Source organism: Amycolatopsis sp. CA-126428, assembly GCF_002904335.1.
GTDB lineage: Bacteria > Actinomycetota > Actinomycetes > Mycobacteriales > Pseudonocardiaceae > Amycolatopsis.
This window is the reverse complement of sequence record NZ_PPHF01000074.1, coordinates 108189-120771: the sequence shown is the minus strand read 5'-3', so window position 1 is coordinate 120771 and position 12583 is coordinate 108189. Positions and strand designations below refer to the sequence as shown.

Genomic DNA, 12583 nt, shown 5'->3' with positions numbered 1-12583 from the left:
TCCACTGTGGAGATTCAGCGGGCCGGAAACAGCGGCAGCAGCTCCTGGTGGCGGCCGGCGCGGCGCAGCACGGGTGAGCCCGGCCGGTCCGGTTCGCGGGCGCCGGCCCGCAGCGCGGCCAGGAAACGCACGACCTCGCGCGGCGGCGGCAGGATGTCCTCGCCGCCGAGGTAGGACAGCACGATCATCTCCTCCCCGCACGCCGCCTCGACCGCGGCCGCCCAGCCGTGCACCTCGTCCCAGAGCAGCGCCACGTCGCGCTCGGGGTACCGGCGCAGCCGCCAGTCCACCGCCAGGTACGCCGACACCGGGACGTCGACGTCCACGGTGCAGGATTCCAGGCCGAAGCCGAGCGCGCGCGCCACCTCGCCGAGATACGCGCGCAGCCCGCGCTGGAACCAGAATTCGAGATCGGCGTCGATCAGGCCGGACACCCGTTTCCTTTCGCCACGTTCGACAAGACCGGCAACGGCCGCCACATCATTGTCTTTCGCCACCGCGACGGCTGTCGCGCTTCGTGCACAGCACCGTACCGACTTCGCGGACTTCCGCGCACCGCCGAACATCCGCACTTGCGGGTCGTGCAGCGACACGGCCGTCTGCACGTGCAGCAATCCACTGTGGACGATCAAATCCGCAGGTGAAGCCGCTTTCTTGCAATTCTCCGGAAAATCGCCAGCACAGGCGGTACTAATGGTGGTTGCCGAAGTTCAGCCGAACGCAGGAATCGGGACGCGGGTGCGTTCCAGATCGGCGAACAGATCTCCGAAGTCCTCGACACGCGCCAGGACGTCGCCCGCGGTGAACCTCAGGTGCGTCACGTGCCGGCAGGCGCGGACCTCGTCCCACGTCACCGGAGCCGACACCGTCGGCTCGTCGCGCCCGCGCAGCGAGTACGGCGCCACGGTGGTCTTCACCGGGTTGTTCTGGCTCCAGTCGATGAAGACCTTGCCCGGGCGCAGGTTCTTCGTCATCCGCGCCACGACGAGGTCCGGCGTCTCGGCGGCAAGCCGCTCGGCCAGCGCCTTGGCGTACTGCGACGGCTCTCCGCCGTCCGTCGTCACGACGCCCGCGTACAGCTGCATGCCTTTGGAGCCGCTGGTCTTCGCCACCGGGGTCAGCCCGTCCTCGACGAGGACGTCGTGGAGCCGTTCGGCGACCCGGCAGCAGTCGACGACGGTCGCGCCGGGCCCCGGGTCGAGGTCGAACACCAGCCGGTCCGGGGTGCCGCGCTCGTCGCCGGGCCCGACGGTCCACTGGTGGACGTGCAGTTCGAGGGCGGCGAGGTTGGCCGCCCACACCAGCTCGGGCAGGGCGTTGATCAGCGGGTACGCGATGATCTCGGGGTCCTTGCCGCGGCCGCCGACGCTCAGCCGCGCGGTGCGGACCCAGTCCGGGGCGTGCCGGGAGACGTCCTTCTCGAAGAACGAGCCGCCGGTGACCCCCTCGGGGAACCGCACGAACGTCATCGCCCGGTCGCGGATGTGCGGCAGCAGCACCGGCGCGATCCGCGTGTAGTAGTCGAGCACCTCGCCCTTGGTGAAGCCGGGCCGCGGGTAGAGCACCTTCTCGAGGTTCGAGAGCGTCAGCTGCCGCTCGCCGACCTGGACCGTGATCCTGCTCCCCGCCACGGTCCCACGCTACCTCGGCAGGACGTGCCCGGAGACCACCCGCGCGACGAACCGCTCCGCGACCTCGCGCAGCTTGACGTTCTCCCGCTGCGACTGCTCCACCAGGAGGGCGAAGGCGTCGTCGGCGTCGACCTGGCGGATGGCCATCAGCATGCCCTTGGCCTGGTCGATGACCGCGCGGGAGGTCAGCGCCGTGCGGAGGTGCTCGGCGGTCTCCCGCGCCTTCAGGTACCGGTGGTACATCCGGAGGATCGCCGCCACCGCGGCCGTGTAGAGCTCCAGCAGCTGGGCTTCGACCTCTTCGAAGCCGTCGTCCTGCCGTCCGTAGCAGTTGATCGCGCCGGAGAACCGCTCATCGGCCACCAGGGGCGCGGCGAGGAAGCTCCCGAAGCCCGCCTCCCGGGCGCCGCCGGCGAACCGCGGCCACCGCTCGACCGCGTCGGACACCGTCGTGCGGACGATCTTGCCGCCACGGACCGCCTCCAGGCAGGGGCCGTCGCCGATCCGGTACTGGTCGCCGTCGAGGTCGTCCACGACCGCGCTCGTGGCGGTCGCCGTGTGCGGCACCTCGCCGGTCACCAGGGTGATCGAGGCCTCGTGGACGCCGGGAACGGCGTGGCGCACCTGCAGGCAGATGTGCTGCAGCAGGATCCGGAAGTCGTCCTCCTCCCGCAGCACGGCGGTGAGGGCTTCCAGCGCCCCGGTGACCTCGTCGAACAGCGGCGAGACGGGTGCGGCGGGGTCCGGCCGTTCCATGGGTGCTCCTCCCGCTCGGCACGAAGTTCCCCCGGGTACCCACTCCACCTCGGTTCCATGTCCGACGGCGTCCACCCGGTCACCGCGCGGGGCCGGCGGCGCGCTCCTAGTCGCCGAGAAGCGCCCGCCGCAACGGCTCACGCCACTCGCCACGATCCGGATCGAAAGCGCCGAAATCGGTGCCGAACTCCCCATAAGCCCAGCTCAGGCCGAGACGCTCGGCCTCGGCCCGGACGAACGCCGTCCACCGCGCGCGGGAGACCATGTCCGCCGCGGAAAACACGCCGAATTCCCCGATGAACACGGGAAGCCGGTGCTCTCGTCCGCAGGATGCGACCTTGGCCGGATCACCGCGCACGGCGTCCTCGTCGGCGGCGCCGCCCCAGGTGCGGCCGAGCCAGCGGCCGGCGCCGGGTACCCAGCCGGCGCCTTGGTGGGTGAACTCGAACGGCGCGTAGTAGTGGATCGAGGCGATCAGGTTGCCGCCGGCGGGCACGGCGAACGCGGGGAGCGCGTCGAGGCCGTTCATCTCGGCGGGCCCGATGATCACCGTACGGGGGGGTCGGCCGCCCGGACGACGGCGAGGGCCTCGGCCAGCACGGCGTTCCACCGGGCCGCCGTGAGCTGACCGCGGTCGAGCGCCGCCGCCACGCCGGCGTCGACGCGCCGGGCGAACGCCGGGTCGATCGCGTACGGCGGCTCGGCCTGGGCGTGCGCCGACCACCGGACCGGCAAGCGGACCGTGGCGAAGCCGGCCTCGGCCACCTCGTCGAAGTACCGCCCGTCGAGCGGCAGCTCCGGGCCGTCGCCCAGCGCGTCGAGCACGTTGCCGAAGTTGATTCCCCGCCCCGGCCACCGGTTCACCAGGCCAAGCTACCCGCGCCGGATCCACCGGCCGGGTTTACGAGTGACCCCGGATTGGTAATCAGCGGCCATGTCGTCGGAACAGGCCTCGCCGGGCGAGCTTCCGCTGGACGGTGAGCTGGCCGCGGTCGCCGCCCGGATGTCCGGGCTACTGCTTTCGCGGGACACCGTGGATTCGGTGCTGGAGCTGATCGTTTCGCTGGCCGGGACGACGATCCCCGCCGCGGCGGGCGTGGGGGTCACCCTCGTCGACGCCGACGGTGGCTTCGTCACGACGAGCGCTTCGGGCCCGCTGGTGCGCGAGGCCGACACCCTGCAGTACGAGCTGGGCGAAGGGCCCTGCCTCGCCGCGCTGGCCGGGTGCTCGCCGCAGCGGATCGACGACGTCACCACGGAACGGCGCTGGACCCGGTGGTGCGCCGCGGTCGCCGCCTCGGGGCTGCGGTCGGTCGTCACCGCCCCGATGGTCACCGACGGCGGCTGCCCCGGCGCCATCAAGATCTACGCGACGGCTCCCGGCGCCTTCGGGCCCGTCGACGAGCGCGCGCTGGTGACCTTCGCCGACCGCGCCGCGGTCCTCGTCGCCAACGCCCGTGCCCACGAACGCGCCGGCCGGTTCAGCGAGCGGTTCAAGGACACCCTGCGCGACCGGGACCGCGTCGCCATGGCCAAGGGCTTCCTCATGGGCCGGGACGGGCTCGGCGAGGACGCGGCGTTCGACCACCTGCTCTCGCTGGCCCGCGCGCACGGCACCAGCCCGGCCGAAGCCGCCGCCCACCTGGTCGGCCCGGCGTCGCGGGAGGGGTGAGCGCATGCGTTTCCTGCCCGAGGAGGAACAGCAGCGGCTGATCGCCGCGTGCTTCGCCCGGAGCGACCTGACGCTGGAAGAGCTGTGGATGCGGTACTTCGCCCTCGGCGGGAGCCTGAGCCTGCTGGAACTGGACGCCTACCTCAACGGGCTGGTCACGCTGCCCCGCGTCGACCGCGACATGGTCGCCCACGCCGTCAACGAACGGCTCGACGAGGTGACCGGGCCGGCCCGCGCGCCCTACAGCCACTCGGTTCAGGACGCGAAGCCGCTGCACGGCCCGCTGAAAGCGCTCGTCGACCTGCTCGAAGGCGCGCACCGCGCCCCGCCCGAGCGGCTCCCGGCGGTCGTCGCCGAGGCGGGCCGCGCGCTCGACCTCACGATCGGTGTCTACCTGGCCGACTACGACCAGCGCACGCTCGTGCCGCTGCGGCCGGGCGCCGCGGCCCTCGACATCGACACCACCGTCGGCGGGGACGTCTACCGCCGGGCCGCGACCCTGACCCGCGACGGTACACTGTGGACAGTGTTGCTCGACGGCGTCGAACGGCTCGGGGTCCTCGAAATCGTCCCGTCCGGCGACGCCGACCCGGACGACCCGGCGCTGCGGGAGCAATGCCGGTGGCTGTCCTCGCTGCTCGGGCACCTGGTCACGATCACGACCCAGTACGGCGACGGCCTGGACCGCCGTCGCCGCCACCGTCGCCGCGGCTCCCCCGCCGAGCTGCTGTGGCAGAGCCTGCCGCCGCTCACCGGCGCCACCGAAAGCGTCGTCGTGGGCGTGAGCGTCCAGCCGGCGTACGAGCTGTGCGGCACCGTGTTCGACTACGCACTTTCGGAGGAGCGGGCGCAGCTGGCGATGTTCGACGCCGGCGCGCGCACCGGCAGCGCGAACACCGCCGTCGTGTCCGCCCTCGCGGCCTACCGCGCCGCCCGCCACGGCGGCACCTCCCTCGGCGAGCAGTTCGCCGCGGTCGCCGCCGAGCTCGAAAGCATTCAGGACGCACCGGCCGTGAAGGGCGTGCTCGCCGAGCTGGACCTGGACACCGGCCTCCTGCGCCTGCTCGGCGCCGGGCAGGGGCCCCTGATCGTCCGCCGCGGCGAAGCGCTCCCGCTGACCGGGCCGGCCACCCCGCGGTTCTCCCCGGCCGGCGGGCCGCCCCCGGTCACGGAGCTCCGGCTCGAATCGGGTGACCTGCTGGCGTTGTGCTCACGCGGCGTCGCCGAAACCGTGGACGGCGCCGGGCAGCCGTTCGGCCGGGCCCGGATCACCGGGCACCTCGGCCGGGACGCCGCCGAACTGCCCCCGGAGATCGCCCGCCGCCTCACCCGGGCGGTCCTCACCCACGGCGGCGGCGAGTTCCGGCAGGACGCGGGTGTGCTGGTCGCCCGCTGGACCGCCCGCCGGCAGTGGCCGGTGGGCGAGCTGGGGCACGGCGCGGACTCGCCGATCGCCCGCTGAGCCGCTCAACGCCCGCTCAGCCGCTCGGCCCGCTCAGCGCCCGCTCAGCCGCTCGGCTCGTTCAGCGCCCGCTCAGCCGCTCGGCCCGCTCAGCAGGCAGGCTCGTGCACCTCGGCCGCCAGCAACTCCCGCAGCGCATCCGACAACGACGCGAACATCGGCACCACCGCCGCCAGGCCGGTGATCCGGAACAGCCGCGCCAGCGTCCGGCTGTTCGCCACCACCCCGAACCGCCGGCCCGCCGCACCGGCCCGTTCGGCCGCCGCGGCCAGAGCGCGCGCGCCGGCCAGGCCGACGAAGGCCACCTGCGTGAGGTCCACCACCGTCGTTCCCGGTGGAGCCGATCCCAGCTCGCGCTCGAGGATCGGCAGGGTCAGCGCGTCGATTTCGCCGGTCAGGGTGAGCACCAGGAAACCGGGGCGGTACTCCGTCCGGCGCGCGGTCAGGGGCGCGGACCGGGTGGGGACCGGAAAGGTGGGGGACACGGGTTCAGTTGGCCTTCCGCGCCGGCGTGGGGCCGGCGACGCAGTGACGTATCAAGGACAGTGATCAAGGACGGGGTCTTGATACCCAACCACCCGTCCGGGAAACACTCCCCCTATGGAGAGACGCTCGTGAAGGCCGACCAGAGCTGCTCCGCGGCGTGGTGGGCCGGGGCGCCGGGCCGGATCTCGCGGAGGCCGTCGGGCGAAGCGGGCAGCCGGCCCCCGAGGTGCTCGACGAGCGCGACCGCGAGCTCGCGGACCTTGACGTTGAACTCCTGGCTGGTGCGGCGCAGCGTCTGCCAGGCCTCTTCCGGCGGGCACCGCCGGACCGCCATGATCGCGCCCTTCGCCTGCTCGATGGCGGCGCGGGACGCCAGCAGGTCCAGCATCTGGTCGGGGTCGCCCGCGGTGGCGGTCTCGGCGACCACCAGCGTCATCTCGGTGAGTTTCGCGTAGCGCCGCAGGACGTCCAGGGTTTCCGCGCCCGGTCGCCGGTCGAGCGTGACCGACAGCACGAAGGCGCCGTCTTCGTCCCAGAACCCGGGCAGCGCGGCGGCGCCGCGGATCGCCGCGGCCGCCGGGCCGCTGTCGAAGACGGTTTCGCGGGTCAGCGCCGGCCAGCGCTCGTCGCCGAAGAGGCGGTCCGTGACGACCGGCTCGCCGGTGGCGTGCGCGACGGGAGCCGGGCCGCCGTGGGCCAGCTGGGCGGGCAGCACCTGTTCGCCGACCCCCACGGCGGCCAGCACCCGCAGCGGCCGCTCGCCGCGGCTGACCGTCAAGCCCGCGCCGAGCCAGCGGGGCAGCTCCCCGGCGATGCGCTCGAGCAGCGCCTGCAGCAGTTCGGCCAGCGGTCTCCAGCGATCCGCCGCGTTCATGAGAGTCTCGGTCACCGCACCTCCACCGGTCTGGGTTCCTCTGATTTACCGCACGGCGCGCCCGTCCGCCTCCGACGCGGCCGGAGTTTGTGGGACCGGCCACGCGGAAAGGCGAACCGCAGGGCCGTCCGGGGGAACCTGATCACCCGGCTGCGGTCAGCAGCGGTCCAGGAGTTCCTGTTCCCGCACCACCGGCAGCGAGAGCGTCCGGTAGCCGACGTCGTCGAAGAGAACGGTGAGCTTGTCGTCCTCGACGGTCATCACGACGCCACGGCCCCACTCGGCGTGCCGGACGACGTTCTCCGCGCGGAACTCCCCCGCGGGCGGGTGGTCCTCGGCCGCGGCACCCGCTTCACAGGTGTCACAGTGACCGCACGGCCTCGCGAGTTCCTCGCCGAAGTACCCGAGCAGGTACCGGCGGCGGCAGCCGGTGGTCTCGGCGTAGGCGCGCATCATCTCCACCCGCGAGCGGACGAGCTCGGCCGCCCGTTCCGCCGCTTCGAGCGCCCGCCCGATGACCGCACCGGTGTCCGCGCGGCCGGCGGTGAGCGCGCACCGGCCGTCCGGCCCGGTGACCACGTCGCCGCAGCGTTCGAGCAGGCCGAGGGCGCGGGTCCGCCGCGCGGCCGGGCCCGGGACGGCTTCGGCGAGCTGCCGGCGGCCCAGCGGTCCCCGGCGCAGTGCTTCGACGACCGCCCGCAGCTCGGCCTCCGGCGGCGCGGACCGGGTGAGGAACCGTTGCCGCGCCAGGTCTTCCGGCCGGTAGCAGAGCAGCACCTCCGCCGGTGCGCCGTCCCGGCCGGCGCGGCCGATCTGCTGGTAGTACGTGTCGACCGAATCCGGGACGGACGCGTGCACCACGAACCGCACGTCGGGTTGGTCGATGCCCATGCCGAACGCCGAGGTCGCCACCACGACGTCGGTCTCCCCCGCGGCGAACCGCTCGTGCACCGCGTCGCGGTCGGCGGCCTTCATCCCGGCGTGGTAAGCGAAGGCGCGGACGCCGCGGCCGGACAGCGCCTCGGCGTAGTCCTCGGTCTCCCGGCGGCTCGCGGCGTAGAGCAGGCCGCTGCCGGGCATCGCCGCGACTCGCTCCACCACCGCCGCGTGCTTCGCGGCGTCGTCGGTGAACCGTGCGACCGCCAGGTGCAGGTTCGGCCGGTCGAAGCTCGCGATCACCCGCACCGGGTCCCGCAAGCCGAGTGCCGCGACGATGTCGTCCCGGACCGGTGCGGCCGCGGTGGCGGTGAGGGCGACGACCGGTGGCCGCCCGAGCCGTTCGACCACCGGGGTGAGGCGCAGGTAGTCGGGCCGGAAGTCGTGGCCCCACGCCGAAACGCAGTGGGCCTCGTCGACGACGAACAGCGACACCGCCGCCTCGGCCAGCCCGGCCACGACCTCGTCCTTCGCCAGCTGTTCCGGCGACAGGAAGACGTACTCCGCCGTGCCGCCCCGGATCGCGTCCCACACGCGGTCCCGCTCGGCCGCCGACTGCCGCGAGTCGAGGGCCACGGCGTCCGGCACGGCCGCGGCGTCGAGGCCCTCGATCTGGTCCCGCTGCAGCGCCAGCAGCGGCGACACGATCACCGTCGGCCCGGGCAGCACCAGCGCCGGCACCTGGTAGATCGCGGATTTGCCGGCGCCGGTGGGCAGCACCACCAGCACGTCCCGCCCCTCGCTCGCCGCGCTCATCGCCTCGGCCTGCTCGGCGGACAGCTCGGCCCAGCCGAAGCGGTCCGCGGCCAGCCGGCGCAGCTCGGCCACCTTCCCATCGCTCATGGCGGCCGGGCTACCCCGGACGGCGCCCGGCAACCACCGACCCGAACGAGCGGTTTACCCGTCCTTGCGGCCGGGGTAGCCGATCGGTGAGCCGAGGAGGCGCCATGACCCACCGCTGGTCCCGATGATGTTCAGCGAAGTCGTCGTCGCCGGGCAGATCGCCCGCGACCTGGTGATCGAAGTCCCCGACGCGCCCGATGCGGACTCGTCGGCGCCCGTGAAGCACCGGCAGGAGCTGCTCGGCGGGAAGGGCGCGAACCAGGCCGTGGCGCTGGGCCAGCTCGGGATGTCGGTGTCGCTGGTCGGCGTCGTCGGCCGCGACCGCACCGGGGACGCGCTGCTCGCCCAGGCCCGGGCCGACCGGATCGGCACCTCGCACGTGATCCGCCGGGCGGGCACCGAGACGGCCCTGCTCGTCGACGTCGTCGAGGACCACGGCCGGCGCCGCTACCTCGAGCACGTCCCGGAGGGGACGCTGCTCACCGAGGAGGACGTCTTCGCCGCGGCGGCCCCCATCTCGGCCGCCGCCTCCCTCATCGTGCAGCTGCAGCAGCCCGCACCGGTGGCCCTGCTGGCGGCCCGGCTGGCGCACACGGCGGGCACCCGGGTCGTGCTGGACGGCGCACCCCAGGACGACGCGCTGACGGCCGGCCTGCTCGCCCTCGCCGACGTCGTGCGCGCCGACGGGCACGAAGCCGAGCTCCTCACCGGGCAGCCGGTGGCCGACGTCGCCGCGGCCGCGCGGGCCGCCGCCGACCTCCGGCGGCGGGGGCCGTCCCTGGTCGTGCTCGAAGTCTCCGGCCAGGGCAACCTGTTCGCCGGGCCGGAAGGCACCTGGTTCGTGCCGGACGTCGAGACCGACGTCGTCGATCCGACCGGCGCCGGTGACGCGCTCGTCGCCACCCTGACCGCGGCGCTGACCCGCCGCCGTCCGCTGGAGACGGCGGCGAGCCTGGCCGTCGCGGCCGCCGCGGCGACGACCGGGCACGCGGGTGGGCGCCCGCACCTGTCCCGCGCGGAACTCGACCGGCTGCAGCCGCGGGCGCTGGAAACCGTCCGGGCCTGAGGGCCTACAGGCCCGGCAACTTCTGTTCGAGGCCCAGCAGCACCGAGAACGGGTCGCCGCGCTCGGCCAGGCGGCCCGGGACGTCCCGGATCGTCCACCGATCGGGCGCGAGCCGCGGGTCGTCCAGCTCGTCCCACTCCAGCGGCACGGAAACCGGCGCGCCGGGCCGCGGCCGGACGCTGTAGGGCGCGACGAGCGTCTTGTTCAGCACGTTCTGCGTGTAGTCGAGCCGGGCACGGCCGCGGCGCTTGTCCTTCGTCCAGGCCCAGCTGACCAGGTCGGGCAGCACGCGCCCGATCGTCCGGGACACCGTCTCCGCCCAGGTGCGGGTCTGCTCGAACGTGCAGTGCGGGGCGATCGGCACCCACACCTGGACGCCGCGCTGCCCGGTCACCTTGGGCCGGCCGGTGAGGCCCAGGTGCTCGAGCGCGGTGCGGTGCAGCCGCGCCAGCTCCAGGACCTCTTCGAACGTCGTCTCCGGGCCCGGGTCGATGTCGAACAGCACCCACGTCGGGTGGTCGACGTCGGTGGCGCGGGAGGTCCAGGCGTGCAGCTCCAGCGCGCCGTAGTTCGCCAGCCAGGCCAGCGTCGCGACGCTGTCGGCGACGACGTACCGCTGGCTCTCCCCCGGCTCGGCACGCTCGTTGCGCCAGGTGGTCAGCCAGTCGGGCGCGTGCCGCGGGACCTCCTTCTGCCAGAAGCCCGGCTCGGTGACGCCTTGGGGGAACCGGTGGGTGTTGAGCGGGCGGCCGGCCAGGTACGGGAGCATGACCGGGCCGACGGTGGCGTAGTACCGGATGAGGTCCCGCTTGGTGACGGGCTTCCCGCCGCCGGCCGCCGGGAAGAGCACCTTGTCCAGGTTGGTCAGGGCCAGCTCGCGGCCCGCCACCGACCACCGGCCCTTCACGCCCAAGGCGTCGAGGGCGGCCAGTTCGTCTTCGGTCGGGGCCTGCCAGCCGCCGACGGATTCCTCCGCTTCCGCGGCCGGGCGGTCGCCGTGCCACAGGGCGTCGGGAGCGGCCGCGACCTCGTCGTTGGTGCGGCCGCTCTTCACCGAGCGCGGGTGGTCTTCGGCGTCCCAGCCGGCCTGCGCGTGCTCGTCCTGCTTGTGCAGGAGGAACCACTGGTCCTTCTCGCCGCGGCTGGTGCGGACGAGGACGAACCGGCCGGCCAGCTTCTCGCCCTCGAGGTCGAAGTGCAGCGTCCCGGCCTCGATCGCGCGGGCCGGGTCGGGTTCGACCGGCCGCCAGACGCCGCGGTCCCAGACGATGACGTCCCCGCCGCCGTACTCGCCGCGCGGGATGACGCCCTCGAACCCGGCGTACTCGATCGGGTGATCTTCGACGTGCACGGCCAGCCGGCGGGCCTTCGGGTCCAGCGTCGGACCTTTCGGCACCGCCCAGCTGACCAGCACGCCGCCGAGTTCGAGGCGGAAGTCGTAGTGCAGCCGGCGCGCGCGGTGCCGCTGCACCACGAACCGGTGGCCGTCCGGACCGGCGGCCCCGCCGGCCGGCTCCGCGGTCCGGTCGAAGTCCCGCATCTCCTGGTAGCGCCGCAGTTTGCGGCCCGGGTCTGCTGCCATGCCCGGGGAGTACCCACTCAGTCCGGCGACGACCAGGGCGGGTTCTTCTTCGCCAGCTCCTCGTATTCGGCGACCTCCTGCGGGGTCGGGTCGGTGCCGGCTTCCTCGGCGAATTCCTCCGGATCGGTGACGTCGTCGCCGGGCTCGGTCACGCCTCAGCCTCCCAGCGCGCCGCGGATGAGGTCCCGCGCCCGGTCCATGATCGCCGCGGGCGCGCCCAGCAGCAGGTTCGCCTTCGCGCTCTCGACGCCGGGGTGCGGCCGGGTCGGCCCGACCGCTTCGGCCACCTTGGCGGTCGCGGCCATCGCCCGCAACCGCTCCGGCGGGCGGTGGGCCCGCAGCAGCGGGAACTCGTCCCGCTCTTCGTGCTCGGCGTGCGCGAGGACGTCCTCGCGCAATTGGACGAGCAGGGTGTCGAAGCCGTCGGCTTCCGGGCCCATCTTCTGCAGCGTGGTCAGCAGTTCCTTGGCCCGGTGCTCCTCGCCCAGCCGCGCCTCGACGACGGGCTTCGCGGCGGGCTCGAGGTCACGGATCTCGGGGTGCACGACCAGTTCCTCGGCGGTCTCGTGCACGGCGAGCAGCCGCACGAGGTCGTGGAACAGGTCCCGCCGCCGGTCGCCTTCCGCGGTTTCCAGCTCGGCGAACAGCTCGCGGATTTCCCGGTGCTGGCGCTGCAGGAACTCGATGACGTCCTCGTCGTGTTCCGCCATGGAACGGCCTCCTCCTGGCTCGATGCTCGGTCGGAAGCGGCGTTCCCCGTCCCGGACGGGTTACTCGTCGCGAGGGGCGACTGTGAGCCACAGCGCGCCGGCGACGGCCACGACGAGCCCGGCGACGGCCCACCAGGACCCCCAGCCGAAGAAGGCGACGACGAGCCCGACGGCGAGCAGCACGCCCCCGCCGACGGACGCGGTGTCCTGGTCCCCGGCCCGCGCGGCGAAGGCCATCAGCCCACCTGCCCGTCGACGGCGGCCACGACGAGCGCGGCGCACCGCGCCGCGGTCACGCCTCTTTCCTGGGCCATCGAAACGAGGGCGGCCTGCGCGGCCGGACGGCTGAGTCCTTGCGCGGCAAGGACTTCCAGCGCCAGGCCGGTGACATCACGGGCGGGCGGGGCGGCGGTGCGCACGGGCATCGGAAGACCTCCGGCTGGTTCGGCGGCGGAAAGAATGCGACCGGATACCCCGCCCCGCCGGGTTTCACACCCGTTCACCGATCCGGGTGGAGCGAGGCAGGTTCAGCTCCCGGCGAGCCACACCCGCGGTCCGTCCACGA

16 protein-coding genes are annotated in these 12583 nt (G+C 73.8%); 3 read left to right on the top strand and 13 right to left on the bottom strand.

What is annotated here, in order from left to right:
• Nucleotides 1–14 precede the first annotated feature (14 nt).
• The 5 genes from C2L58_RS18895 to C2L58_RS18875 all read right to left on the bottom strand — a co-directional run bounded on the left by C2L58_RS18895 (nt 15) and on the right by C2L58_RS18875 (nt 3251).
• Nucleotides 15–434: a DUF6292 family protein gene (locus C2L58_RS18895; protein WP_103338899.1), complete on the bottom strand. Its 420-nt coding sequence runs from the start codon at nt 432–434 to the stop codon at nt 15–17.
• A gap of 276 nt (nt 435–710) precedes the next feature.
• Nucleotides 711–1631 carry a non-homologous end-joining DNA ligase gene (gene ligD, locus C2L58_RS18890; RefSeq protein ID WP_103338898.1) on the bottom strand — a complete coding sequence of 307 codons (921 nt, stop codon included), beginning with the start codon at nt 1629–1631 and terminating at the stop codon, nt 711–713.
• A 9-nt stretch (nt 1632–1640) separates the two neighbouring features.
• Nucleotides 1641–2387, bottom strand: a complete 747-nt coding sequence (locus tag C2L58_RS18885) for a GAF and ANTAR domain-containing protein (protein ID WP_103338897.1) — start codon at nt 2385–2387, stop codon at nt 1641–1643.
• Between the two features lie 106 nt (nt 2388–2493).
• A complete protein-coding gene (locus C2L58_RS18880) occupies nt 2494–2937 on the bottom strand; it encodes a glycoside hydrolase family 5 protein (protein ID WP_103338896.1) in 444 nt (147 codons plus the stop codon).
• A complete protein-coding gene (locus C2L58_RS18875) occupies nt 2934–3251 on the bottom strand; it encodes a cellulase family glycosylhydrolase (RefSeq protein WP_158264140.1) in 318 nt (105 codons plus the stop codon). The genes C2L58_RS18880 and C2L58_RS18875 overlap by 4 nt, the downstream gene beginning before the upstream one ends.
• Nucleotides 3252–3321: 70 nt before the next feature.
• Between C2L58_RS18875 and C2L58_RS18870 the strand changes: the two genes are divergently transcribed.
• Both C2L58_RS18870 and C2L58_RS18865 read left to right on the top strand, forming a co-directional pair.
• A complete protein-coding gene (locus C2L58_RS18870) occupies nt 3322–4059 on the top strand; it encodes a GAF and ANTAR domain-containing protein (RefSeq protein ID WP_103338894.1) in 738 nt (245 codons plus the stop codon).
• Between the two features lie 4 nt (nt 4060–4063).
• Nucleotides 4064–5521, top strand: coding sequence for a PP2C family protein-serine/threonine phosphatase (locus C2L58_RS18865; protein WP_103338893.1), 1458 nt, complete (start codon nt 4064–4066; stop codon nt 5519–5521).
• Between the two features lie 89 nt (nt 5522–5610).
• On the opposite strand, the gene C2L58_RS18860 is transcribed toward C2L58_RS18865, so the two are convergent.
• From C2L58_RS18860 to C2L58_RS18850, 3 genes are all read right to left on the bottom strand, one after another.
• A complete protein-coding gene (locus C2L58_RS18860) occupies nt 5611–6006 on the bottom strand; it encodes an STAS domain-containing protein (protein ID WP_103338892.1) in 396 nt (131 codons plus the stop codon).
• A 113-nt stretch (nt 6007–6119) separates the two neighbouring features.
• Nucleotides 6120–6896 (bottom strand): ANTAR domain-containing protein, encoded by a 777-nt coding sequence (locus C2L58_RS18855; protein WP_103338891.1) that lies wholly within the window; start codon nt 6894–6896, stop codon nt 6120–6122.
• 141 nt (nt 6897–7037) lie between these two features.
• Nucleotides 7038–8660 carry a RecQ family ATP-dependent DNA helicase gene (locus C2L58_RS18850; protein ID WP_103338890.1) on the bottom strand — a complete coding sequence of 541 codons (1623 nt, stop codon included), beginning with the start codon at nt 8658–8660 and terminating at the stop codon, nt 7038–7040.
• 124 nt (nt 8661–8784) lie between these two features.
• On the opposite strand from C2L58_RS18850, the gene C2L58_RS18845 reads away from it, so the two are divergent.
• On the top strand, nt 8785–9726 hold the full coding sequence (locus C2L58_RS18845) for a PfkB family carbohydrate kinase (protein ID WP_233225798.1): 942 nt from the start codon (nt 8785–8787) through the stop codon (nt 9724–9726).
• A 4-nt stretch (nt 9727–9730) separates the two neighbouring features.
• On the opposite strand, the gene ligD (C2L58_RS18840) is transcribed toward C2L58_RS18845, so the two are convergent.
• From ligD (C2L58_RS18840) to C2L58_RS18830, 5 genes are read right to left on the bottom strand one after another with little or no spacing between them, the layout of a single operon-like run.
• On the bottom strand, nt 9731–11308 hold the full coding sequence (gene ligD / locus C2L58_RS18840) for a non-homologous end-joining DNA ligase (protein WP_103338888.1): 1578 nt from the start codon (nt 11306–11308) through the stop codon (nt 9731–9733).
• A gap of 17 nt (nt 11309–11325) precedes the next feature.
• Entirely contained in the window at nt 11326–11460 is a 135-nt protein-coding gene (locus C2L58_RS51300) for a hypothetical protein (RefSeq protein ID WP_255410548.1), read from the bottom strand.
• Between the two features lie 3 nt (nt 11461–11463).
• Complete coding sequence (locus tag C2L58_RS18835) at nt 11464–12018, bottom strand: hemerythrin domain-containing protein (RefSeq protein WP_103338887.1); 555 nt, start codon at nt 12016–12018, stop codon at nt 11464–11466.
• Nucleotides 12019–12078: 60 nt separating this feature from the next.
• Nucleotides 12079–12255 (bottom strand): hypothetical protein, encoded by a 177-nt coding sequence (locus tag C2L58_RS49265; RefSeq protein ID WP_158264139.1) that lies wholly within the window; start codon nt 12253–12255, stop codon nt 12079–12081.
• Nucleotides 12255–12443, bottom strand: a complete 189-nt coding sequence (locus C2L58_RS18830) for a hypothetical protein (RefSeq protein ID WP_103338886.1) — start codon at nt 12441–12443, stop codon at nt 12255–12257. The genes C2L58_RS49265 and C2L58_RS18830 overlap by 1 nt, the downstream gene beginning before the upstream one ends.
• Nucleotides 12444–12583: the final 140 nt, after the last annotated feature.

Bases quoted from the DNA above. Each gene is read 5' to 3' on its own strand.
- C2L58_RS18835 (WP_103338887.1), bottom strand. From the start codon at position 12,018: ATGGCGGAACACGACGAGGACGTCATCGAGTTCCTGCAGCGCCAGCAC.
- C2L58_RS18885 (WP_103338897.1), bottom strand. From the start codon at position 2,387: ATGGAACGGCCGGACCCCGCCGCACCCGTCTCGCCGCTGTTCGACGAG.
- C2L58_RS18865 (WP_103338893.1), top strand. From the start codon at position 4,064: ATGCGTTTCCTGCCCGAGGAGGAACAGCAGCGGCTGATCGCCGCGTGC.
- C2L58_RS49265 (WP_158264139.1), bottom strand. From the start codon at position 12,255: ATGGCCTTCGCCGCGCGGGCCGGGGACCAGGACACCGCGTCCGTCGGC.
- C2L58_RS18870 (WP_103338894.1), top strand. From the start codon at position 3,322: ATGTCGTCGGAACAGGCCTCGCCGGGCGAGCTTCCGCTGGACGGTGAG.
- C2L58_RS18850 (WP_103338890.1), bottom strand. From the start codon at position 8,660: ATGAGCGATGGGAAGGTGGCCGAGCTGCGCCGGCTGGCCGCGGACCGC.
- ligD (WP_103338888.1), bottom strand. From the start codon at position 11,308: ATGGCAGCAGACCCGGGCCGCAAACTGCGGCGCTACCAGGAGATGCGG.
- C2L58_RS18845 (WP_233225798.1), top strand. From the start codon at position 8,785: ATGATGTTCAGCGAAGTCGTCGTCGCCGGGCAGATCGCCCGCGACCTG.
- C2L58_RS18830 (WP_103338886.1), bottom strand. From the start codon at position 12,443: ATGCCCGTGCGCACCGCCGCCCCGCCCGCCCGTGATGTCACCGGCCTG.